At 43.4% G+C, this 22,163-nt stretch carries 21 protein-coding genes; 5 read left to right on the top strand and 16 right to left on the bottom strand.

The features are described 5' to 3' along the window. Positions 1-6 precede the first annotated feature (6 nt). The 3 genes from RYL88_RS02210 (at position 7) to RYL88_RS02200 (ending at position 3,513) form a co-directional block, all read left to right on the top strand. Positions 7-1,506: a hypothetical protein gene (locus tag RYL88_RS02210; RefSeq protein ID WP_314988779.1), complete on the top strand. Its 1,500-nt coding sequence runs from the start codon at positions 7-9 to the stop codon at positions 1,504-1,506. A gap of 390 nt (positions 1,507-1,896) precedes the next feature. After that, positions 1,897-2,766 (top strand): signal peptide peptidase SppA, encoded by an 870-nt coding sequence (gene sppA / locus RYL88_RS02205; RefSeq protein WP_314988778.1) that lies wholly within the window; start codon positions 1,897-1,899, stop codon positions 2,764-2,766. A 15-nt stretch (positions 2,767-2,781) separates the two neighbouring features. Further along, positions 2,782-3,513, top strand: coding sequence for a hypothetical protein (locus RYL88_RS02200; protein WP_314988777.1), 732 nt, complete (start codon positions 2,782-2,784; stop codon positions 3,511-3,513). Positions 3,514-4,039: 526 nt separating this feature from the next. On the opposite strand, the gene RYL88_RS02195 is transcribed toward RYL88_RS02200, so the two are convergent. Beyond that, complete coding sequence (locus RYL88_RS02195) at positions 4,040-4,993, bottom strand: DUF4299 family protein (protein ID WP_314988776.1); 954 nt, start codon at positions 4,991-4,993, stop codon at positions 4,040-4,042. A gap of 152 nt (positions 4,994-5,145) precedes the next feature. Between RYL88_RS02195 and RYL88_RS02190 the strand changes: the two genes are divergently transcribed. Beyond that, a complete protein-coding gene (locus RYL88_RS02190) occupies positions 5,146-5,319 on the top strand; it encodes a hypothetical protein (protein WP_314988775.1) in 174 nt (57 codons plus the stop codon). Here RYL88_RS02190 and RYL88_RS02185 read toward each other — a convergent pair. The 3 genes from RYL88_RS02185 to RYL88_RS02175 all read right to left on the bottom strand — a co-directional run bounded on the left by RYL88_RS02185 (position 5,312) and on the right by RYL88_RS02175 (position 7,607). Further along, positions 5,312-5,842: a hypothetical protein gene (locus tag RYL88_RS02185; RefSeq protein WP_314988774.1), complete on the bottom strand. Its 531-nt coding sequence runs from the start codon at positions 5,840-5,842 to the stop codon at positions 5,312-5,314. The two genes, RYL88_RS02190 and RYL88_RS02185, sit on opposite strands and share 8 nt — an antisense overlap. Positions 5,843-6,330: 488 nt before the next feature. Next, positions 6,331-7,020 (bottom strand): tetratricopeptide repeat protein, encoded by a 690-nt coding sequence (locus RYL88_RS02180; protein WP_314988773.1) that lies wholly within the window; start codon positions 7,018-7,020, stop codon positions 6,331-6,333. Beyond that, positions 7,017-7,607, bottom strand: a complete 591-nt coding sequence (locus RYL88_RS02175; protein WP_314988772.1) for a tetratricopeptide repeat protein — start codon at positions 7,605-7,607, stop codon at positions 7,017-7,019. Before RYL88_RS02175 ends, RYL88_RS02180 begins: the two co-directional genes overlap by 4 nt. Before the next feature lie 494 nt (positions 7,608-8,101). Here RYL88_RS02175 and RYL88_RS02170 point away from each other — a divergent pair, with 494 nt between their 5' ends. Continuing rightward, the gene (locus RYL88_RS02170; RefSeq protein WP_002949626.1) at positions 8,102-8,539 is read left to right on the top strand and encodes a DNA starvation/stationary phase protection protein; all 438 of its coding nucleotides are present in this window, start codon (positions 8,102-8,104) and stop codon (positions 8,537-8,539) included. A 1,665-nt stretch (positions 8,540-10,204) separates the two neighbouring features. Here RYL88_RS02170 and RYL88_RS02165 read toward each other — a convergent pair. The 12 genes from RYL88_RS02165 to napA all read right to left on the bottom strand — a co-directional run bounded on the left by RYL88_RS02165 (position 10,205) and on the right by napA (position 21,580). Further along, positions 10,205-11,395, bottom strand: a complete 1,191-nt coding sequence (locus RYL88_RS02165; protein WP_314988771.1) for a major outer membrane protein — start codon at positions 11,393-11,395, stop codon at positions 10,205-10,207. 184 nt (positions 11,396-11,579) lie between these two features. Further along, a complete protein-coding gene (locus tag RYL88_RS02160) occupies positions 11,580-12,140 on the bottom strand; it encodes a cytochrome c (protein ID WP_297965429.1) in 561 nt (186 codons plus the stop codon). Positions 12,141-12,222: 82 nt separating this feature from the next. After that, on the bottom strand, positions 12,223-13,410 hold the full coding sequence (locus tag RYL88_RS02155; protein WP_297965427.1) for a major outer membrane protein: 1,188 nt from the start codon (positions 13,408-13,410) through the stop codon (positions 12,223-12,225). Positions 13,411-13,702: 292 nt separating this feature from the next. Beyond that, positions 13,703-14,161 carry a hypothetical protein gene (locus RYL88_RS02150; protein WP_314988770.1) on the bottom strand — a complete coding sequence of 153 codons (459 nt, stop codon included), beginning with the start codon at positions 14,159-14,161 and terminating at the stop codon, positions 13,703-13,705. Beyond that, the gene (locus tag RYL88_RS02145; RefSeq protein ID WP_314988769.1) at positions 14,148-14,762 is read right to left on the bottom strand and encodes a hydrogenase-4 component G; all 615 of its coding nucleotides are present in this window, start codon (positions 14,760-14,762) and stop codon (positions 14,148-14,150) included. Before RYL88_RS02145 ends, RYL88_RS02150 begins: the two co-directional genes overlap by 14 nt. A 68-nt stretch (positions 14,763-14,830) precedes the next feature. Continuing rightward, the gene (locus RYL88_RS02140) at positions 14,831-15,178 is read right to left on the bottom strand and encodes a chaperone NapD (RefSeq protein WP_314399673.1); all 348 of its coding nucleotides are present in this window, start codon (positions 15,176-15,178) and stop codon (positions 14,831-14,833) included. Further along, the gene (locus RYL88_RS02135) at positions 15,175-16,143 is read right to left on the bottom strand and encodes a hypothetical protein (protein WP_314988768.1); all 969 of its coding nucleotides are present in this window, start codon (positions 16,141-16,143) and stop codon (positions 15,175-15,177) included. Before RYL88_RS02135 ends, RYL88_RS02140 begins: the two co-directional genes overlap by 4 nt. Continuing rightward, positions 16,140-16,616 carry a 4Fe-4S ferredoxin gene (locus RYL88_RS02130; protein WP_314988767.1) on the bottom strand — a complete coding sequence of 159 codons (477 nt, stop codon included), beginning with the start codon at positions 16,614-16,616 and terminating at the stop codon, positions 16,140-16,142. The genes RYL88_RS02135 and RYL88_RS02130 overlap by 4 nt, the downstream gene beginning before the upstream one ends. Next, positions 16,616-17,236 carry a nitrate reductase cytochrome c-type subunit gene (locus RYL88_RS02125; RefSeq protein ID WP_314988766.1) on the bottom strand — a complete coding sequence of 207 codons (621 nt, stop codon included), beginning with the start codon at positions 17,234-17,236 and terminating at the stop codon, positions 16,616-16,618. Before RYL88_RS02125 ends, RYL88_RS02130 begins: the two co-directional genes overlap by 1 nt. Beyond that, a complete protein-coding gene (gene napH / locus RYL88_RS02120) occupies positions 17,233-18,030 on the bottom strand; it encodes a quinol dehydrogenase ferredoxin subunit NapH (protein WP_314988765.1) in 798 nt (265 codons plus the stop codon). Before napH ends, RYL88_RS02125 begins: the two co-directional genes overlap by 4 nt. After that, positions 18,027-18,791, bottom strand: coding sequence for a ferredoxin-type protein NapG (gene napG, locus RYL88_RS02115; RefSeq protein WP_314988764.1), 765 nt, complete (start codon positions 18,789-18,791; stop codon positions 18,027-18,029). The genes napH and napG overlap by 4 nt, the downstream gene beginning before the upstream one ends. 2 nt (positions 18,792-18,793) lie before the next feature. After that, positions 18,794-21,580 carry a nitrate reductase catalytic subunit NapA gene (napA, locus tag RYL88_RS02110; RefSeq protein ID WP_314988763.1) on the bottom strand — a complete coding sequence of 929 codons (2,787 nt, stop codon included), beginning with the start codon at positions 21,578-21,580 and terminating at the stop codon, positions 18,794-18,796. Positions 21,581-22,163: the final 583 nt, after the last annotated feature.

Below are 22,163 nucleotides of genomic sequence, written 5' to 3'. Positions count from 1 at the left end.
AGAAAAATGGAAACTAAAATCGGCGACATCTTTGCCGTAAGATTAAAAAGAAAGAGCGTTTATTTCGTTGCGCAAATCCTTAGCGGCGGCGATGAGACGGGATGTTTCGCGGTCGTTTTAGACCTATTTACGAAGGAGCCGCCCGGCCTAAAAGAAGCGGCAAAGCTAAAGCCGTTTTACTTTGGTCATCACTTTTGGGAGCGCGAGGAATTTTATCTAAGCGCGGATGAAATTTTAGACGCCGAGCCCGTTTTTATCGGCAATGCCGCGCCAATTTGCAAGCCGCCCAGGCAAGCAAGCCTGCAAAATACGGAGCAAATTTGCATGCAGCTTGCGTGGAACGAGCTGCCAAAGGATATCAGGGATAAATTTAAGTCCGCGAGTAAGCAAAAACTTGAAATAAGGCAACTGCAAGACTGCAAATTTTACGCCGAGTTTGCGCGGCAAAATCCGTTTTGCTACGAGATAAAAAGCGAAATTTGGGATGAAAATTTAAAAGATTTTTTAGAAGCGACACCGATGATAACCAATATGGAGCTAAACTGCGCCGCAAAAAGTCTAGATATCTCGCGCACGTACGTACAAGAACTAACCCTAGATACTAGCAGCACGCAGGAAGTTTTGCTAAACGACTCGCTATATAGGCTCACGCTAAAGGGCGACGCCTCGCGGCTAAAAAGCGTGCGCTGCCCCTTTGACGGCGAGCTTTTAGGCATCCAGCTAGAGCTAAAGGGCGGCGGATTTTGCGTTAGCGGGCTTGAAAAACTGCGCGAACTACGGATATTTTCGCAGCGCGGCGAGTGCGGCGATCTAGCGGATGTTGCGGCGAGCTTTCCGAATTTACGCGAAATTTTCATAAACGCGCAGGGCGGCACTCTAAAAAATATCGACGCGCTTGCTAAGCTTAAACGACTCCAAGCTATGCGGCTTAGCGACGTTTACGGATTTGATAGCTTTCCGGCGAGGGCGCAGCTGCCGTATTTAAAGCGTCTTTGGCTACGGTCGGTTCCAAAAACGGTCTGCGAGGCGGCAAAAAGGGAGTTTAAAGACGTAGAGGACGTTGAAATCAAACAGCCGCGAAGCGATCAGTGGCTGGAGGCGAATTTAAACAATCCGTTACGCGGCTGGGACGGCAGAGAGGGCGTAAGCGCGGCAGCGTCCAAAAAGGCGATGAAAGCCTACGCAGACGCGCACAAAACGCTAAGCGCGATTAAAGCAGGGCCTGTTAGCAAAGAGCTGGAAACGGCGAGCAAAAACGCAAAAGCACAAACTAGCAAAAAGGCGGCGAGGGCGGGTAAATTTGATACAGCTAGCGCAGGTAGCGCGGCGGCGCGGGCTAAAGTTTTAAAAGATTTTATCTCCGTTTTTAATGCAGTAGGCGCGGGGCGGGGCATCGACACCATGGAGCGCGAGGAGATATGGGAGGCGTTTTGCAAGCTTTGCGAACTAGCCGCGGTAAGCGAAAAAGACCGAGAAAAAATCTGGGAAACAAACGCAGAGTTTTGATCTTCGCTTGCTTTGAAAACTAAGTCCGCAAAGGCTAAATCTGCAAGCTAAATTTAAAGCGACCGGTTAAACCGGCCTTAATGCCTAGGCCTTAAATTTAGCGGGCGCGAGCTTTAAGGCTTGGGGTTTTAAAGATAGATCTTGCCGCTAAATTTGATTAAAATTTTCAAGTCCGCAACATCCAAAGCGCCGAATTTAACCGCCTTTTTCAAATTCGGCACGAAAATTTCCTAACTTTTAATCTGCAAATTCGCGCCCCTAAATCACCGCCCAAATGCCAATCTAAAACCGACAAAAAATTTACCGTAAAACGAGCGCTAGCTAAATTTATAAATTTAAATGGTAAAATGCGCCCGAATTTCACGAAAATGATAAATTTAAAGGAAAAAAATGGGATTTTTAAGATTTATTTTTGCGCCGATCGCGGCGATTTTTAGGTTTATAAACACCTATTTTAAAGCGATGCTGTTTTTACTCATCGTCTTTTTGATATTTTTTAGCGGCAAGGGCGAAAGCGTAAATCCGCCCAACCTAACCCAGATAAATCTATCGGGCGCGATCATGGACGCAGGCGAAGCGCTAGAAAAGATCGAGGCCGCGCACAAGGACGGCGACATCAAGGGCGTGCTGCTTTATATCGATAGCCCGGGCGGCGCGCTGGCGCCTAGCGTCGAGCTACACACGGCGATCAAAAATCTACGTGCCGCAAAGCCCGTGGTTGCGTATGCAGGCGGGTCGATGACTAGCGGTAGCTACTACGCGGGTGCCGGCGCAAACAAAATTTTGGCAAATCCTGGCGCGTTTATCGGATCGATCGGCGTGATAATGCAAGGCGCGGATGCTAGCGAGCTAGCGGCTAAAATCGGCGTCTCGCAGCAAATCGTAAAAGCGGGCGAGTATAAAGAGGCGGGGACGTTTCTGCGCCCGTGGAGCAAGATCGAGCGCGAGCAGCTACAAGAGCTCGTAAACGCCAGCTACGAGATGTTCGTAAGCGACGTGGCGGCGGATAGAAATCTGGACGCAAACAAAAGCAAAGAGTGGGCCAACGCGCGGGTATTTCTGGCCCGTGACGCCGCAAAACTCGGGCTCATCGACGAGGTGAGCGATTATTATTCCGCGCGCGCCGAGCTAGAAAAGCTAAGCGGCGTGGCCGAGCCCGTCTGGGCAAAGCCGTCCGTCTACGAAAAAGCGATGCAAAAATTTATAAATCAAGGCACAAACTCGCTAATCTCGGCGTTTTTTGAGGCTAAGGCGAGGTAAATTTAAAGGCGCGCCGTGAAAATAATCTCGAAATTTAAAGATAATTACGACTTTATGGTATCAAAATACGGCCTTGACGAGACGCTAATCTATGACCGCAGAAACTCGACTCCGGTTGGCGCAGATGAGCTATGGAGTCTTAGCCGGGCCGATAAGCCGTTTTTAGAAAACGCGGGCTTGAGCTACAAAGTACGCGTAGGCAGGGACGGCAAGCTTAGCACTGATTTTTATGCAGGCGAGGGTATGCCTAGACTGCTTCACTCCGTGATTTTTATCGGCAAAAACTTGGTTCATATTTTCGCCGCCGAGGGCAAAATTTACACCGATTTCGACCTTGCGGAAAACGGGCGGGAGGAGATGTATTTTAACGGCGATATTTTGACGTTTAAAGACGGATTTTGCGCTTATATCGCCTCGCGGTTTGAGAGCGATATTTTGCGCTTTGCCGCGCTTAGAGCAAACGACCCGGCGGCTCTTAGCAGCGCCGATAGGGCTAGCGAGAAGGAAAATTTAAGCGCGCCCATAGTGTTTTTTAAAAGGACGCAAACTACCGACTTCGTAGCGATAAATCCGCAGCTTAGCGCGATGGGGCTTTATCTGGACGCCGATTTCGTCTGGCAGAGTTTAGTTGAGTTTTTATCCGCGAAAAAAGACGCCGAGGCTCCAGTAGGCATGGTGCCAAACGAGATAAAAATCGCTAGCAAAGGCTTTGACGCAAAGCGTTCGTTTCGTCCGAAGATGAAATAACGCAGGCACCTTAGCCTAAATCGCTTTTTTATCTTTTCCTCCCGCGCGCCGTTTAAAAGATGAGCTTGGCGCAAAATACGACTCGTTTTTGGGTTAAGGCGTCAATAAATTTAAGCGACTACGCCGCGCTTTTTAAACGCCGATAAATTTAACCGCGCCCTTTGCGCCGATAAAACCGCAAATTTAAAATGCCGATTTTAAACGCAAAAGCTGCGAAACGATAAAATTTGCCGTAAATTTAAAACATAAAATCGCGCTATCGCTGGTTTTGAAGCGTAAATTTAAAGGCGTCCATTTTAACGCGACCTTGATTTATCGACGCTTTAAGGCAACGAAAATTCATCGTTTCTAAGGCACAAAGCGGCAATCAAAATAAACGCGGCGCAGCCTAATGGCAAAGTCGCGCGACTAGTAAATTTAGCTAACGGCTCGGTCTTATTTGCGAGGTAAATTACGGCAAATAAAGCATAAATCGGCGATTAAATTTGCAGCGTCAGCCCCCAGCTCGCAAGCCGAGTTTTAAAATTTACTCCGCCAGCGCCCTTAACCGCTCGTAACCCAGCCCCTCCACCAAAATATAGCTAGCATCGATAAAGCGGTAGCTCTCACGCGGCAAACGCGAGATAAACTCTGAGTAATCTAGCTCGGCTAGCACGCGGTAGCGGGAGGCCTCGTCACCATCATCGCTCTCGTTGCCGCCGTCGCATTCTTCGCCGCCTACTAGCGTAATTTCCCAGCGCGAGACGTCTTTTGGCTTAACAAAGTCCAAATTTTGCCACTCCACGAAAGGCTCGTAAGGCAAAATAGTCGGCACACCCTGCGTAAGCGCGTACGAGCCGATGATATCGCCTTCGCCGTTTGCGCGGTAAAAGCGCTGGTTTGCGCCGTAAGCGTCCAGATATTGCACCGCGGTTAGGCGCTCGCTAAACTCCTTTGCGGGGCTTTGCGCGGCTAAAATTTCATCTATGATCGCGCGATTTAGGGCAAAAGGCCTAACGACGCCGTAGCAGTGATTTACGGTCGCGCCGCCCTCCAAACGCCCTTTTATCGCCCGCAAACCCGAGTTTATATCGCGCTCGTAGTCAAATTTTTCTATCATTTCTCGCGTATAGATTTTTCCGTCCTCGCCCCTGATGTCGCTTCCTAGTCTTTGCGATAAAATTTGCAGATACGAGATAGCCAAAACCCAGTCAAATACCGTCGCGGGCGTATTTACGCGCACTTTGTAGCTTTTCGTATCAGTGTCGTAGCTAAGCTCAAATCCCCGCCCGCTCTTGCCCCAAATGCCTAAAACTATGCCCTCGCATTCGCTTAAAAGCGAGCCTAAAAACGCCTCTTTATCAAAATTTTCGGCATTCTCGTCTATGCCAAACACCGCCAAATCCGGTATCAGCTCCGTAGCCTTGCCTACGCTCATTACGCTAAAATATCCCAAAAATAGCGGCCGCTTTTTATTTTTGACGCTAAATTCTACGCTCATCGTTTCTCCTTTTAAACCGCGATTATAGCAGATACTGGACAAAAATATAAAGCAAAAGCCGGCGCGATTTAGGGTTAAATTTAAGAGCAAGGCGCGGGTTTTGATTTGATAAATTAAGCGGATGAAAAGCGGAGCCAAATCAGGCGGCAAATTTGCAAAAACGGCGGGAATTTAGGCGCGTAGAGTTTGCGACGCGGGTAAATTTAGCGCTCGTTTGGACGCGATGGAAATTTGACGTGGAATTTAAGCAAATGACCAAATTTAGGCAAAGCTTTTGCGTGCATTTTGAGGCGTTTGCTTGCGTTAAAACGCCTAAATTTAGTTAAATCTAGTGACCCAGCTTCCCAGATTCGTATCGACTTTGACCTCGATTATCTTGCCGCACCCCTCATCTAGCGTAAATTTGATCTCTTCGCTAAAATTTAGCTCAAAACCCTTACCCAGCCGCGCTCGCACGTCTTTTAGAGGTATTTTTTGAACCGACTTCCAATCAAAATCCTCGGGATCGTCCTTGTTTGGCGTCTTCTGCTCTATATCCACGAAATTTTCGTCTCTTTTACCCACGCGGATCGTCGCTTTCGCATCGTATCCCAAGCCTATAAAATCGTTCCACCGCGCAGAGCATCTGCCCCTGTTTATCTCCATACCCCAAAGCTCCACGCCGTCTTCTAGCGCCCTAAATATCAAAAATCTCGTATCGTGCGAGCCTATACGGCGGTCCCAGTAGTCTCCGTAGACCGTCGATGTGGTGGTCGTCGTTAAATCTAGCTCGTATGGTGCGGCGTCTTGCGCCGAGGCTACCGCGCCTGCTATCAGCGAGGCTGCAAATGCGGAACATAATTTTTTCATTTTTCTCCTTTAAATTTATTCGTTACTTTTGCGCTAAATTCGGCTAAATTTTGGCGCAAAATTTGCGGCAAGAGACTACCGCCTAGCATAATTTATCAAACGCCGCAAGGCAAGTTTGCTCACCGGGCTTCGGTCGCCTCTCATCAAAAGCTGTAATACGCGGTGCAAGCAACGTAAATTTAGGCGCAAATACGGCCTTTGCTTACGGAGCTAAAATTTGCACTCTTTTAAAGACGCCCTCCGCGCAAGCCACCGTATAAAACCGCTTTTACTTCGCCGTGCCGCGCTTACGGTATCAAAGCCGTATTTTCGGCAAGAACCAGGAAATTACCTTGCGGGCGCGGGCTAGTTCTATTGCCGCGGCGAAATAAAATCAAAGGCGATGCGAAATCTAAATTGCCTTGCTAAATTTTGCAAGGCAAGGCAAAATTTAGCGTCGCAGGCTCTTAGCCTCAAGCAAAAATCTAAGCAAGGGCAAGATGAGCATCCTAGCAGCTTTGCTTATCGCCTAACTCGCACGCCTTTTTTCGCATTTGCTTTGCCTTTTTCGCGTCTTTTTTTACTTGCTCATATCTGTTTTCGTTGAAATTTCCCTCATACAGCCACGCCGCCCTCTCGCAGCCGCCTACGTAGCCTAGCTTACACGAACGCTCGTAATACTCCATCATCTCGCCTATATCGCCTCTCGTTCGCTCTATCATCCAGCCCACGTTGTAGCATCCGGGAGCGTATTTTTTGTTGCATAGGGTATTGTTTATCGCAAACGACTGCACCTCGTCGCCCAGCTCTTCTTGCATGAAATTAGCTAGCGCCAAGCAACCGGGCAAATACTCGTAAAGGACGCAGCTAGCCTTGTAATACGCGCTAATCTTAGTCTCGCGCTCGCTCTTATCCGCGGCTTTTACTAGGTTATTTTTATAAAGTTCGCCCAGATAAAAGCAGCCCTCGCCGTCTCCTTTGGCGCAGGCTAGGCTAAATAGCCCCTCCGCCGCGCCGTAGTCTTGCTTTAAGTTTGCCGCTAACATGCCCGCTTGCACGCACTCTTTGGTAGCGTTTAGGTCTGGATTTTTGCATTTTTTGAGCTTTTCTAGCGTATCTGCGGCTAGCAATGGCGAAAGGCCGGGCTCGCTAGAAAATAAATTTAGTGCCGCAAGCAGCGCAAATAATAAGATTTTCATTTACCGCCTTTTATCAGTTTTACCGCGTCGCAACCGTCTTTACCGCCTAGGGCGCAGGATTTTTCGTAGTATTTTAGAGCCTTATTTTTATCCGCTTTTACGTCCGCTTCGCCTACGTTGTAGATGCCGCCCAGCTCTTCGCAACCTGCCGCATAGCCAAGGTCGCAAGCCTTTTCGTAGTATTTCATCGCTCCCCTTACGTCTTGTTTAAAGCCCCCGTGTCCGTCGATTTTAAAAAAGCCGAGATTGTAGCACGCGGTAGCGGTTTTTAGCTCATCGCAGGTTTTTTCTAGTAGCTTTTCGCTCGCTGCCGCATCGCCCTCGTCGATATAGGACAGCCCTAGTCCCGCACAGCCTTCGCCGTCTCCTTTATCGCACGCCTCTTTAAAGGCTGCGACCGATAGCTTGCGCGCCTCCTCGTCGCCCGAAGCGATGTATTCTTCATAATACGCGTCGCCCAAAACCGCGCATTTTGCCGCATCGCCGCTTTGGCACTGAGCTTTTAGGCTAGCTAAATTTTCGCTTTGCAAGTCAGTCGCAAACGCCGCGCTAAAAAGCATAACGGCGGCAAATAAAAACTTTTTCATTCGTATCCTTTTTAAAATTTAACGCGTGATTATAGCGAAAAACGTTAGAAATTTAAGGCGTAGCATCTTGGGTGCTATGGACAAATTTGCGGCGTATGCGAGCGAGCTTTACGGCAAAGAAAATGCTATTAAGCATAAATTTCCCGCTAAAAACGCCTTTGGCAAAAAGCAAACCCTAAAAACAAATTTCAGCCGTAGTTTAGATTTGCTTTTTAACCCCGGCTTGCGGCCTTTAGGGCGTTTTTGGCAAGGGGCTACGCAAATAGTATCGCTCTGCCGGCTTTTGCTCACAGCATTGCCCAAATTTCGTAAATCAAATTTTATATTACTAGAAATCGTTCGCTGCGCTAAGGCTTGAGGCCTTTAAATCGGCACTTTAAAAATATAACTATAATCTTAAAAAATATCAGATGATAATTTTTATTAGCTAATATATTTTTCTTTAAGATTTTTATGCTATAATTTCACTCATAAATCATATCAAAGGAGACAAAATGTCAAAAGTTGTTACTCAATTAAATCAGATTCAGGCCGACGCTCACGCGTTATTCGTTAAATTTCACGACTATCACTGGTATGTAAAAGGCATTCAGTTCTTTAGCGTTCACGAATATACCGAAAAAGCTTATGAAGATATGGCAGAGATATTTGACGACGTCGCTGAGCGCGCTATACAGCTAGGCGGTAGAGCTATCACCAAAATAGAAGAGCTAAACAAGCTAGCTCATCCAAAAACAGACAACAAAGATAGCTACACTCCAACCGAGGTTTTAAAAGGCGTTTTGGCCGAGTACGAGCACTTGCTGGGCGAATTTAAAAAGCTAGAAGAAGTCGCGGAGGAAGCAAAAGACAGCACGACCGTAACTATGGCGCAAGATCAAATCGCCAAATACGAAAAAGCTATATGGATGCTAAAAGCTACTTTGGCATAATTTGCGGGGCGAAAGCCCCCTACCCTACTCGCAGTTTTACCCCTCCCTCTTTACGTCTTTTTATCTCACAAATGTATTCGCACCTTGATTTAAATTTAGCAAACCGTATATTTTAAGCAGGTTAAATTTAGACTTGGAACGAGGCGCCAAATTTGCTCATAGAAAACGCGTCGTTATCGCATTAAGAAATATGGAGTTTGCTCGAATAGTTTATTGATTTGATTTATCTTTATGTCGTAGTAATTTTTATCCGCCCTTAAATTTGCGCCGACTTGCCTCATTCACACCTTCAACGGATTTCACCGGCGAGCAGTAGTAAAGCAGGAGGCGCACGGCTCAAATTTTATTTGCGTAACAGCTCTCGCGCCGTTGATACCTTTTGCTGCAGCCATAAAGATAAAGAAGCTAAATTTGGATATTTTACTATCGCGATAATAAATTTGGCCACGATTTTTATGATTTTCGCCGATAGCTTATTTTTCGTAACTTTAAAAAAACGAGTAAATTTAGGCAATACTTCAAGCCTAAATCTATAAATCAAACTAACGAAATTTTGCCGCATAGGTAGGCTGCTAAGCATTAAAACGCATAAAACGATATCCAAGGTAGTTTTTACGAGATAACCCAGACTAAGATTAACCTAAATCAAAACTGGCCGTAGCGCGGTAAATTTAAACGCTCGTATTTCTAGCGGATTTATGTAAGCGGAAAATAAGCATCTAACCCAGGCCTTATGTTAATAATTTTACTAGGCTTTAATGCGTCGTCCATTAACGATACCGCTACCGTTTTAGATTTAAATAGCAACGGGGGTTTTCAAATACCAAAAATGATGTAACGGCTTGTAGGGTAAAATTACCATAAAATAGATAGGGCATCTAATACGAATTGCCACAAAATAACTCGGATCGTTACGCTAATAGATAAATAAGCAGGCTTTGATTTAGTTTGAATAATGCCTTATTGTATAAGTATCGGCATTTTCTTTTAAAAAAGCTGCTTAGGGCCTTGCTAATAAATACGTATACTTGACTTACTATGGCGGATATGTTGCAAAATACATCTTTAGATATTTTTGTATAAAAATTTATATATAGCTGATTCTAAATTTAGCTAAAAAAGTCATTTTAGAAATTTTATTTTTTATAAAGGCGCTTTAAATTTTGTCTTTCTGGTTTTTGGGGTGTAACTACAAATATTTTCACATCTGTAATAATTAGCTAAAATTTGGGTGGCATAGAACGGAATACTTTTATGAAAAAATAATAGAGGGCTTCACAACTTATTCTAAACCTACTTCTTTTAATTCACTTCCTCTTCTTACAAGGGTAAAGGTCCTTTATCAGCATAACGATATATTTTAAAGTCCAGATGTTGCTTTACCGATGACAAAATAAATTCACAGCACTAGCCGTCAATATACCCTTTAAAAAAGTTGGCTTGAACTATCTTAAGCCATTTAATCCAATCTATAGTTTAACCTGACACATGTGTTTTTAAATTAGCAATGATTTTGTCGACTTTATATAACTATAAATACAGATAAGATAGAGTAAGACTGGCGATACTGAAGATAAATAGAAAAAATTAAGTAATTTATATAACCATCGAAAAGAAAATTTAAAAGGGTAAAATAAACCTCGGGACTAAGCCCGAGGTTTTAAATTAGAATGAGTATTTAGCTTGGAATCTTAAGAATTTAGTCTTATCTTTCGAGCTATCTTGGTGTTTATTAATTTCATAAGCGTAGAAGCTTGAGAACTGAAGCTTAGCGCTGTAATCATAAGATAGTCTAGCTACATACTCTTGATACTTCTCTTTTACGTTTGCAGCATCTCTAACTTTACCATTAGAGTATTCGCCGCCTAGTCTAAATTTATCAGCAAAAGTATATCCGCCTTTTAAGAACCAGAAGTTACCTCTACCTTGAAGAGCAGTATAATCAAGAGCTGATTTTATCTCGCCAACCTCTATAAATGAACCTTGATCCTCTAGACTTACAAAACCGTTAGCTTTATCATGAACTTTATATCCGATATAACCGGCAGCTACATCAGCACCAAATAGTTTAGTACCAAGCTCAGTAGCATAAAAATCAGTATCTTTAAAATTTGCGCCTACATCATTGTCTATATCCGCGTGAGCATATTGAGCTCTTGCTCCGACATTAACGCTATCGGTAATATCAAGGCTAAAGTTTACGTCACCTATGATAAGATTAACCGAATCAACTAAAGATGCATACCATAGTTGAAAACTTACTGGATCATAAGAACCGATAGCAGCTACTGCATATAGGTTATTATTGAAAATACCAGGAGCATTAGTGTAAATAGCGCCGTCACTCTCATTGTTATTCTCTAGAGCATCAAATGCAAATGCGGTTAGAGTCAAGCCGGTAATATCTTGATTTTCTACTCTTACGCCGGTGCCTACAGCATCATCGGTAAAGAATGAACCTATAGTTTGTTTACCTGCAGTTATAGTAGTAGCACCTACTTTATATCCTAAGTAAAATTCTTTAACATTAAATGGGCTTGAAGTATCAGTGTTGTCAGTTCTGTTGTCAGCACCAAAAGCAGAACTATCAGATGAATTGTATCTAAGCGTTAAAACACCAAAGAAATTATCATCAAGCGCAGCTTTAAAAGAAAATTCTGACTTAAACTGATGATGTGCAGTCGTATTATCTTTTACGCCGTTAGCGTTTTTGACTGCTACATTGTTATATCTATATCTAGCATATCCTGAAAGGTCTACGTTTTTAATAGCTTCCTCAAGAGGCGTAGCACTCGCTACGGTTGAAAAAGCACCTAGTGCAACCAAAGCTGCCAATGAAATTTTAGCAATCTTCATTTATATTCTCCTCAAATAAAATAAAATATTTTGGAATATTAGCATAAAATAACCTTTAGTAAGCTTAAAAATCTAAAGATTCTCATTAAAAATTACCGAACATTTACCGAAATATAATATAGAAACTGACATAAAGTAAGAAAAATCTGGAGATAGCCGAGTTTATAAGACTCGGCAAATTTAATTATTTTAGGTAGCTTCCCTGGGTTGGAGTAGTTGAAACATCCGAATTTTCAGTAGAAGAGTCGCTAGATAGTAGTGCGTCCTTACCCTTTAAGAAAGCTATTATAGCACCTAAATCATTATAGGTCGTTTTTGCTGCTACAGTTTTCATTAAATTTCTCATATTTCCGCCGTATTCCGAGTCGTTTAGATAGCCTGAAAAAGCAGCTTCGATAGCCTCAGCGCTTATATTAGTTAGCTTTTCTGATGAGCCGTAAGCTCTTTTGCTGCCATCTTCACCATGACAAGAGGCACAGTTTTTAGCGTATAATTCTCGACCTTTTTCTACGCTATATCTTCTTTTGCTATCTACGCCGATATTTAAAAATTTGCCTCCGCTATCCGTTTCGGGAGCTTTTTCATAAACGTTTATACTTATATTTTCGTCTTTAGAATATTTTTCTACCAAACTTTTTAACTCTTTTGCAAATTCGCCCTTTGCCTCAAATATATAACTAGGCTCGTCGGCTGCAAAAGAAAAAATGCAAAGACATGCCAAAAGCGAAAATTTAGTAAATTTCATAAAAAACCTTTGTGGATAAATTTAAAAATCCCAAGCAAGGGAAATTTGCTTGGGATTATAGCATAAAAGAGATCGGTTTTTATTAGAAGCTATATTTTGCTTCAAATCTTATACGATCTTGTTTGTGTCTAAAGTCTCCATTTTTCTCTTTAGCTGCTGCATAGAACGTAGAGAAATTAAGTTTTTTGCTGTAAGCGTAGTTACCGCCGATGTTCCACTCATCTCTATCAACTCTTTTTGCATACTGCCAGCTATATCCTTTGCCGTCTATATAGTTAGCAAAAACGCCGAATTTGTCAAATTTATATGAAGCTCCGATAAACCAATAATCGTTCTTGTCTTTGATATTGTTGTAGTATTGAGCGCTACCCGTCATCACAGAGTTTATAATCTTAGCAGGGTTAATTAGCTTGCCGTTATCTTCGATAGTTACAAACGATTTTTTATTATCGTCGGCTTTAAAGTAGATATAACCTGCATTTAAACCGACTCCAAAAAATCCCACGTCGCCCTTAGTAGCAAAGAAATTCGCATCGCCGAAATCGTTATCGTCAGATTCATTGTGTACGTATTGACCTTGAACACCTACTTTTACGGCGTCAAAATCTAATTTCAAAGCGGCATCGGCCGCAAAAAGATTTGCAGTATCTTCAAGATATGCCCACCAAGCTTTGAAATTTACGATATCATAACTTCCCATAGCTCCTAAACCATAAAGGTTAAGGCTATTAGTTTTACCGCCTGCGTTTAGGCTTGGTAACAACTTACCGTCGTAATCGCGGATACCGCTGGTCTCAAGCGCATCAAACGCAATACCTACTAGAGTAAGGCCCGATATATCAGTATTAACTACTCTTAGACCCGTACCAGCCAAGTCATCGTCAAAATATGTTCCCACAAACTGTTTACCGGCTGTAATAGTAGTGTTGCCTACAGTATAGCCAAGGTAAAATTCTCTAACCGCTAGAGCGCTTTGAGTGTCGGTGGTGTCGGTATTAAATCCAGAACCGTCCTTTGAATCGTATCTTAGGCCGAGTACGCCAAAGAAATTATCGTCAAGAGCGGCTTTAAAAGTACCTACAAATCTAAATCTATGGTTAGCGTTAGTTGTTTTAGCATCGTTAAGCTTTACTTTATCGCTAGTATATCTATATCTTGCAAATCCTGAAAAATCTACGTTTTTTATAGCTTCCTCAAGTGGAGTAGCATTTAAAGTAGAGAAAGCGCCTAGCGCAACCAAAGCAGCTAAAGAAATTTTAGCGAGTTTCATAAGATCTCCTTCATAAAAGTTGATTAGCGTAATTTTAGCACAAAACCTAGCATTACAAGCTTAATAATAAAATTTTGTATACCTAGAGTAAATTTAGGCAAAAATACGGCATTTAGTACTACGTTATTGATAGTAGATATTATCAACGCATATAAATTAGGGATAAAACTTAAAAATGATAAATAAAAAAAGGATTTTAAAAAATAAAAAAGGGGATACACATCCCCTTTCTAAAAGGAGTTCTAACTTTGATTGCTTGCCAGAATTATAAAATATTTCGGTAAATCAATGGCTAATCAAAGCTGATATTTTCGCTTTTAGGCACGTCGATTACGATTTTTTTCGTCGGTTCTTGCTTTAGCGTTTTTTTTGCGGCTACTTTTTGCTTAGTTTTACGTATCGCGGTTTTACGACTATCGCCGCTTTTTATAAATATCATATCGGCAATATAGTTATTTGATACTCTGACGTAAACCGTATCGCCGGCTGAGAAATACAACCTACCTCCGCAATATTTGCCGCTTGGCAGTTTACCGTTTGAGGCGTCGATAGAGCTGATATCGTAGCAATATTTACCGTCTTGATAGGCTACGTCTAGTATTACGCCGCGCAAAGAACCGTTTAGAGCCGGTTTTTGAACGGGCGGTTTTTGATTTATTTTTTTTGGCGCGGGCGCGTTACCGGATGACCACGAACAGCCGCTTATCGCGAGCGAAATTGCCGTTAGGGTTATAAATTTAAGCTTGAACACTAAGGACGTTCCCGCCGAGTTCGGCTATTCTTTTATCTATGCTTTGCGTGGCCCTTTCTATAGTTTTTTGCGAAATTTCAGGTAGATTGCCGCCCCAAATTTTTTCTGCTTCTTTAAAGCCTCTTTGCATACCTTCTTTTCCCGCTTGCAATTTTTCCAGATCGTCTCCGGCGGCGTTAATAATAAAATTTGAAATCCTATCCGCAGTATTTGAAATACCGAAAAATCCATTCTCGCTAACCAAATCGCTAGCTTCGCTTTGGCTTAATTGCCATATAGGTTTGCCCTCGTAGCCGATCATCTTAAAATCAACTGCCGATAAGATATCTTCGAGAGAATTTGAGCTTTTGCTTTGAGCGCCGGATGTATCACTAAAATTTGCCGAGCCGCTAAACGTCCAAACTTGAGATAAAAGATTCGAGTTCGAATTTGAGCCCGCGATATCTTGAAAATGAGCCAAATAGCTATTTGTTAACTGCTTTACGTCGATGTTTGCGTAAGCTTCCCGTATCTTTTTTTGATCCGAATTTACCGTTTCTTTGCTATCTTGAGCTTGCGGCGTATATGGATTTTGGCGTAGGGCGTTTATACTAGTTTGCATACGTTATCCTTTAAATTTTATTATGCATTATATATCGTCAAAATTAGAATAAAGTTAAGGGGCAAAATTTATTTTACCCTATCGCCGACGTGACCGTTATAGACGATATCCTTCGCGTCGATGTTTTCATCGAGCAGTATATCGCTTATCTTGCCGCTTTTTTTGACGCTTTCTATATCGGCGGCGAGGTCTTCTTGATAGCTGTAAATCATCGCCGCGCCGCTAACGCCTTCAAGTCTTTCAAGCGTTTTAAAGCGGTTTATCTCCTCGTCTAAATTTTCCACGCTCATCACGACCACGATCTTGCCTTCCTGCGCGGCGACGACCTCGCAGCCCTTTACTCGCTCTATTTGCGAGATTATTTCTTGCTCGCTTGCGCCGTCTTTTTTATAGACAACCAGGCTTGATATATTCATTTTACGCTCCAAAATTTAACTTCTTTTTCGTATGCGACACTAATTAGCCTGCCTCCGTTTGAGAGATAAAGTCCGTTTAAAATTTGCTGCCCCGTCTTTACGGTAGCGAGTTTTTTCTTGCTCGCTACGTCGTAAACGGACACGTCGCTTTGCTCGCCGTTCATAAACGCTAGACTTTTGCCGCTAGGGCTAAGCGCGGTCGCATAAACGATAAAATCCGCCTTAAAATAACTCGTCTCGCCGTTATAAACGCCGGCTTGTTTGTCGATACTTCCGACCGAAACGACGCCGTTTTTATAGTCGATATCGTACATATTGTCTTTAAAGAAATTTAGCGTCTGCTCCGTCTGGCGAGTTTTTAGATTATAGATATAAATCACGCCGCTTTCGGCTCCGATGGCGATTTTATCGCGGGTTTCGTTTATCTCAAAATCCACGTAAAGAGCGATTGAAAATTTATGTTTAAAGACGGCTTTTTTGCTATCTAGATCGATGAGATAAATTTCATTGCCAAAATCCGATACGACGGCGGTTTTCGCGTCGATAAAAAAGGCTTTTTTGGCGGATTTGTTTTCTAAACGCATATTGCTAGCCTCGCTCCAGCCGGCGCCCTCTTTTTTAAAAACGTATAAATACCGCTCGCTATAATCCATCTCGGCTAAAACCAAAAGCGCGTCGCCAAGGCGGTCGATGCTAAAAATTTTAGCCGGTTCCGCGTCGCTAAAATGCGTTTTTACCGTGCGAAATTTAATCGGTTCTAAAAATTCGTCCGCTTTTATATCGTAAATATCAAGCTCGCCGCCGTCCGTGCCTAGATATAAAATTTCATCTATCAAATTCGAGCTTATAACGTTTGCGCCAGCTTTTATCGATTTATCGGGCTGCGAAATTTCAAGCGGCTTAGCCGATAAATTCGTAAAATTTAGACAAAAAAAAGCCGTAAAAAATAAAATAACTTTTTTCATAATGCCTCCATTTTGATAGAATTCACGAAGCAAACCTCCATACACTGCGCGCAGCCGACGCATTTTTGATTTATACTCGGACGAAAAACTCCGAAAAAATCGATCGCCCTAAATTTGCAAATATCTTGGCAGCTGCAACAAATCGTGCCGTTCCAAGCAAGGCAGGCACTTACGTCGATGGAAAATTTAGCTTGGATTTTAGAAGAAAATTTTAAATTTAAAACCTCTCGTCCCGCATCCTCGCAAGCTAGCGCGCATTTTTCGCAAAAATCGCAGCCCAAGGATTTAAATTTAAAATTTACTCTCTCGTTTTCAAAGCTCAAAAGCTCTTTTTCGCAGGCGCTAACGCAAGGCGCGTCGCAGCCAGCGCAGTCAAATTCGCCGCAAAAATAAGGCGGCGCGATGAAATTTTGAGCGGATTTACCGCCCAAAATTTTAGAAAAAATTTTACGCCTCGAAGCGTCCGCCGTCATTATCTGACGCCCTCGTTTAGCACGTCAAGAAGGTTTGAGCGACTTGTCGAGTTTGCGTCGCGATACTCAGGCTTAAAGTTATTTTTAAATTTAGCCTCCACGTTAGCCTGCGGTACGTGACACGTAGTGCAGTTAAAGCGGTCGTCGCTAAGCTTGCCCTCAAGGTCTTTTTTATTCCTTATGCTATAAAGGTGCGATTTAGGGATCGGAGTTGCGCCGACGTCTTTTGCGACTTCTGGCATATGGCAGCTAACGCACATATTATTATCCGCCGTGATAGGGATGAGCCCTTCTAAATCATGTGGGATTAGCGGCGGAGCGTTTTCAAAAGAGCGGTCGTATCTTTTTGATTCGCCCGCGGCAGGTTTGGTCCAGTTGATATCGGCTAGTTTTATATCGTCTTCGTCGGTAACGTCGTTAGCGGCGCGCAAGATATTTAGGTCTTTGGCGTCTTTACCGTCTTTTAGCTTTACTTTTTCTTTTTTATCGGAGTTGGTTTTTATCTGCTCCGTTTTTTGAGTTTGCGCGGAGCTAGATGATTTTTGCTCTTCTTTAGCTTCGGCACAGCCCGAAAATATGAGGACGGCGCATGCCAATCCCGCCAAAATTCTCGCCTTCATTGATTTTTCTCCTTTAAATTTCTAATATTAAATTTTAAAGCATCGTCGCCGCAAACGTCGATACAGCGTCCGCAGCTAATGCACTCGCTAGATTTTATAAATCCGCTTTGCTTGCCGATAATGCCCAGCACTTGATTTTCCGGGCAAATAAGCTTACATTTCATACAGTTGGTGCAATTGCCCGCGTTGTGTTCTATGCGTAAAAGCGAAAATTTGCCGACGACCGCGTAAAAAGCGCCCAGAGGGCAGAGCTTTGAACAAACGAGTCTATCGCCCAAAAATGTGTCTATCGCAAATAATCCAAACGCAACGAATAGCCAAAGCGTACCGCCGTAGATGATGCCGCGCTGCACGATACCTATGTAACTAACGCCCTCAAATGCCGGCGCGCCCGTAACTAACGATAAAAAAAGCGTAAACGCGAGGATATAATATCTCGCGCCTCTCGTAAAATTTACGAATTTTTTATCTTTGTCGTAGCCTAGCTTTACCCTAAACCAGCGAGCCGTTTCGGTAATGATATTTACTGGGCAAATCCAGCTACAAAAGGCTCTAGGGGCGATAAAAGCATAAAAAGCTAGTATTATCGCCGCTCCTAAAACGGCGGTCGAGCCGATAGAAAAACCCGCTAAAAATAGCTGCAAAACCGCAAACGGATCGCTAAGCGGAACGACCCCAAATAGCAAAGACGAGCTAAGATTGCCTTGTAAAATTTTAACTCCGTAATAGTTACTCGCAAAAAATAGAGCCAAAATCAAAATTTGACTTATTCTTCTTAAAATCAAATATTTCATAGCAAATCTCCGCCGTTTAGATAGTCGTTTAGCTTTTTATCATCGCCTTTAAAATCTTTCGGCGTTACGTCTTTTAGCTTTTTATCTTGACCTTCGATCCAGCCTTCGACGTATTGCTCATTGCTAGATCCCAGCCCTATTTCGCGCGGAAGTACGAAAATAGAAGCCTTAGGCGTCACGCAAACTTGCTCGCACATACCGCAGCCCGTGCAGTAATCGGCATCTACGACCGGTTTAAAAAACGCATGCTTTTGCGTTCGCTCGTTGCGAACGTACTCAAGCTTTAACGCCTTATCTATCAAAGGGCAAGCGCGGTAGCAAGCGTCGCAGCGAAGTCCTTCGTAAGCGATGCAAAAATTCGGATCTAGCACCGCTATGCCCATTTTAGACTTATTTATATTTAGCTTGCCGTTATCTTCACTTACTAACTTCACGTCTAGCGCGCCCGTCGGACAGGCGACCGTGCACGGGATATCCGGGCACATATAGCACGGAATTTTACGCGGCGTAAAAAACGGAGTGCCGTAAGGCAATCCGTCGTCTAAATCCGCAAGCCTAAGCGTATCCCAAGGACAGGCTTCTACGCACAGCCCGCAACGTATGCACTCGCTAAGGAAATTTTTCTCTTTTAGCGCGCCGGGCGGTCTGATGAGTAGAGTTTGGGCTTTAGCCGTCGTTTGCGTACTCCAGATGAAACCGCCCGCGAGAACCAAACTAATCGCTTTTAACCCAAATTTTAAAGCCTCTCTTCTATTTTGCATTATTAAGCCTTGTAAATTTTAACCGCGCATTTTTTATAATCCGTCTCTTTTGAGATCGGGCAAGTCGCGTCAAGCGTGACTTTGTTTATAAATACGTTTTCGTCAAACCACGGTACGTAAACTAGACCCATCGGCGGCTTATTTCGTCCGCGCAGATCGATTCTTGCTTTTACCTTACCGCGGCGAGACTCGATCCAAACGACGTCGTTATGCTGTAAATTTAGCTTAGTCGCGTCGTGCTCGCTCATATAGCAAAGAGCCTCGGGAACGGCGCGGTAAAGCTCGGGAACGCGCATCGTCATAGTGCCGGTATGCCAGTGCTCTAGCACGCGGCCCGTGCATAGCCAGTAAGGATACGTGTCATCAGGCATTTCGCAAGGATCCATATAAGGACGGAAGAAAATTTTGGCTTTATTAGCGATCGAAAATTTCTCGTCTCCGCTAGTTACTTTGGTTAAATCGCCTTTTTGCAGCTTGGCTTTTTTATTTCCGTAGAATGCAAACTGTTTGCCGTCTTCGGCGTATTTTTTAGCATACGGATCGTATTTTGCATTAAATCTCCACTGGGTTTCTTTACCGTCTACGACGGGCCACCTTAGGCCGCGTACTTTATGATAGGTATCAAAGTCCGCCAGGTCGTGTCCGTGGCCTGAGCCGAATTTGCGGTAGTCCTCCCAAAGGTATTTTTGGATGAAAAATCCGTATCCCTCAAATACCTTGCCGTCCGAACCGACGATTTTTCTGCTATCGCCGAAAACTTCGGTGTTATCAAAGTCTTCCATTATCGCGTCTTTTGCAGGGTAGCTCTTAGCCTCTTCGTTTGCGAAAAGCACGTCAAATAGCGTATCTTCTTCGCTATAACCCATGGCTTTTGCTTCTTCTAGCACGCTTGGAAGCGTTAGCTTATCATCCACTTTTTGTTCGCCCCAAACCTCTTTTAGCTTAAAGCGTTTAGCAAATTCCAGCATCTGCCAAGTATCGCTCATCGCTTCGCCTACCGGAAGCACTTGCTGGCGCCAGTGCTGCGTTCTACGCTCGGCATTACCGTACGCGCCCCATTTTTCGTATATCATCGCAGTTGGCAGGATCAGGTCGGCAACCTTAGCCGAGATGCCCGGATACGGGTCTGAGACGATGATAAAGTTATCCATCTCTCTAGCGGCTTTTATCCAGTGGTTTGCATTTGCGGTGTTTTGCCACGGGTTATTTACCTGTACCCACGCCCACTTCATCTTTCCGTCTTCCATATCGCGCATCATTTTTACATAGTGGGAGGCAACTTTCGGATTTAGCGTATTTTTAGGCAGTTTCCAAATTTTCTCGCTTATTTCGCGGTGTTCGGCGTTATCTACGACCATATCCGCAGGCAAACGGTGGACGAAAGTGCCGACTTCGCGCGCCGTTCCGCACGCGCTTGGTTGTCCCGTTAGCGAGAAAGCGCCCTCGCCCGGTTTTGCGTGTTTGCCAAGTAGCATATGTACCATATAGGCTTGCTCGTTTACCCAAGTGCCGCGTTGGTGCTGGTTAAAGCCCATCGTCCAAAAGCTAACTACTTTTCTGCCTTTTTCGATATACCAGTCGGCTAGTTGCTTTAATTTTTTCTTAAATTCTTCCAAATCCTCGTTCGGATCGCCTTTTATTAGCGGAGCGGAGAAATCAAGCGTATAAGGTTTAAGGGCTTCTTTAAATTCCTCGAAAGTTATCTGCCAGTGCTTGCCCGCGGTAGCCGTATTTTTATTTTCCATCACGTCGCCCTCTTTATAGCCTAGATAGCCCAGAGTCACGCCTTCGTTTTTGCTTAGTTTCTTATGAAGCTCCGTCTCTACGACGTCTTTTTCGTTTGAGTAGTTAGGATGATTTGGATTATTTCTAAGCCCGTAGCCGATATCGGCAGGTCCCGTTGCAAATACGCAGTGGCTATTTACGTAGTCCCAGTCGATGGCTTCGGGATGATTATAAACGATCTCGTGAGCGATGTAGTTCCAAATAGCGACGTCTGACGAAGGAGCGAATAAAATTTCCATATCGGCGATATTTGAGGTTCTAGTCGAATAAGTAGAGATATTTACGATTTTTACGCGTTCGGGATCGCTTAACTTCCTATCGCTTATACGCGCCCAAAGTATCGGGTGCATCTCCGCCATATTCGCGCCCCACGGCACGATAGTATCGGTTAGCTCTATGTCGTCGTAGCAGCCCGCAGGCTCGTCGATACCGAAAGTCTGCATAAAACCCGTAACCGCGCTAGCCATGCAGTGGCGAGCATTCGGGTCTATGGAGTTGCTTCTGATGCCGGCTTTCCATAGCTTAACCGCCGCATAACCCTCTAAAATAGTGTATTGGCCAGAGCCGAAAACGCAGGCTGAATGCACGCCGTTTTTAGCCATGGTTTCTTTATATTTTTCAGCCATGATATCAAAGGCTTTTTCCCAGCTAATAGGCTTAAATTTGCCTTTTTTGTCAAATTCGCCTTTTTCGTTTACGCGAAGAAGAGGCTGAGTGATGCGGTCCGAGCCGTACATGATTTTAGCATTAAAATAGCCCTTGATGCAGTTTAAGCCGCGGTTTACGGGCGCTTCCGGGTCGCCTTTAACGGCTACGATTTTGCCCTCTTTGGTTGCGATCATTATACCGCAGCCCGTTCCGCAAAACCTACATGCCGCCTTGTCCCAGCGCCAGCCCTTTTCCGCCTCGTTACCCGCAGCGCTAAGGCTTGAGGGAAGCGCTATACCGGCGCTCGCGCACGCAGCGGTTGCGGCGGCGCTTTTTATAAAATCTCGTCGATCCATTGTGTTTTCTCCTAGTTATTTTTTAAGATAGTTCTTAAAAATAAAGGCGATATTATCCCTTAAAAGCTGAATTTGGGTTGATGAAAATTAATTAATTTTTTTGCAATATTTGTTATTTAAATTGAGACAAAAAATATCTTTATTATCCTTATTTTAGGGCTAGGAACTGATTCAAACGCGAAAATATATTTCCCTATACGACTAAATTTAAAGTCGCGTTTTGATAACCGAACGCATAAATTTTTAGGTCGAGTCGACAAATATATAAAAAAAATGAGTAAAATAGTAACACATTGTCATAAAAATTTTGATTTTTGAAAAAATTTATAACACGAAGCGATGTTTTATAAATTTTGTAAATAATTAAGCGCCCTACTTGAGCTAAATTTAAGTTAGAAACGAAAATCATAAATTTTCAAGACGACGTCGCACGAAAATCTCATAAATTTAGCACCGCTTCGTATTTAAAGACCATTAAGTACGATCAATATACCAAATTTATCTTTAACAATTTTTAAAGCAAACACGATATATAATCTCATTTTTATTTTAAAATTAAGGGAGAATAATGAGACTTAGTATT

It is taken from the genome of uncultured Campylobacter sp. (assembly GCF_963517995.1).
GTDB lineage: Bacteria > Campylobacterota > Campylobacteria > Campylobacterales > Campylobacteraceae > Campylobacter_A.
The sequence above is the reverse complement of the archived record's forward strand: the minus strand, read 5'-3'. Positions and strand labels throughout refer to the sequence as shown.

What these genes read in the sequence shown, in the direction of transcription:
- RYL88_RS02210 (WP_314988779.1), top strand. Translation starts at nt 7, where the DNA reads ATGGAAACTAAAATCGGCGACATCTTTGCCGTAAGATTAAAAAGAAAG.
- sppA (WP_314988778.1), top strand. Translation starts at nt 1,897, where the DNA reads ATGGGATTTTTAAGATTTATTTTTGCGCCGATCGCGGCGATTTTTAGG.
- RYL88_RS02195 (WP_314988776.1), bottom strand. Translation starts at nt 4,993, where the DNA reads ATGAGCGTAGAATTTAGCGTCAAAAATAAAAAGCGGCCGCTATTTTTG.
- RYL88_RS02185 (WP_314988774.1), bottom strand. Translation starts at nt 5,842, where the DNA reads ATGAAAAAATTATGTTCCGCATTTGCAGCCTCGCTGATAGCAGGCGCG.
- RYL88_RS02180 (WP_314988773.1), bottom strand. Translation starts at nt 7,020, where the DNA reads ATGAAAATCTTATTATTTGCGCTGCTTGCGGCACTAAATTTATTTTCT.
- RYL88_RS02175 (WP_314988772.1), bottom strand. Translation starts at nt 7,607, where the DNA reads ATGAAAAAGTTTTTATTTGCCGCCGTTATGCTTTTTAGCGCGGCGTTT.
- RYL88_RS02170 (WP_002949626.1), top strand. Translation starts at nt 8,102, where the DNA reads ATGTCAAAAGTTGTTACTCAATTAAATCAGATTCAGGCCGACGCTCAC.
- RYL88_RS02165 (WP_314988771.1), bottom strand. Translation starts at nt 11,395, where the DNA reads ATGAAGATTGCTAAAATTTCATTGGCAGCTTTGGTTGCACTAGGTGCT.
- RYL88_RS02160 (WP_297965429.1), bottom strand. Translation starts at nt 12,140, where the DNA reads ATGAAATTTACTAAATTTTCGCTTTTGGCATGTCTTTGCATTTTTTCT.
- RYL88_RS02155 (WP_297965427.1), bottom strand. Translation starts at nt 13,410, where the DNA reads ATGAAACTCGCTAAAATTTCTTTAGCTGCTTTGGTTGCGCTAGGCGCT.
- RYL88_RS02145 (WP_314988769.1), bottom strand. Translation starts at nt 14,762, where the DNA reads ATGCAAACTAGTATAAACGCCCTACGCCAAAATCCATATACGCCGCAA.
- RYL88_RS02140 (WP_314399673.1), bottom strand. Translation starts at nt 15,178, where the DNA reads ATGAATATATCAAGCCTGGTTGTCTATAAAAAAGACGGCGCAAGCGAG.
- RYL88_RS02135 (WP_314988768.1), bottom strand. Translation starts at nt 16,143, where the DNA reads ATGAAAAAAGTTATTTTATTTTTTACGGCTTTTTTTTGTCTAAATTTT.
- RYL88_RS02130 (WP_314988767.1), bottom strand. Translation starts at nt 16,616, where the DNA reads ATGACGGCGGACGCTTCGAGGCGTAAAATTTTTTCTAAAATTTTGGGC.
- RYL88_RS02125 (WP_314988766.1), bottom strand. Translation starts at nt 17,236, where the DNA reads ATGAAGGCGAGAATTTTGGCGGGATTGGCATGCGCCGTCCTCATATTT.
- napH (WP_314988765.1), bottom strand. Translation starts at nt 18,030, where the DNA reads ATGAAATATTTGATTTTAAGAAGAATAAGTCAAATTTTGATTTTGGCT.
- napG (WP_314988764.1), bottom strand. Translation starts at nt 18,791, where the DNA reads ATGCAAAATAGAAGAGAGGCTTTAAAATTTGGGTTAAAAGCGATTAGT.
- napA (WP_314988763.1), bottom strand. Translation starts at nt 21,580, where the DNA reads ATGGATCGACGAGATTTTATAAAAAGCGCCGCCGCAACCGCTGCGTGC.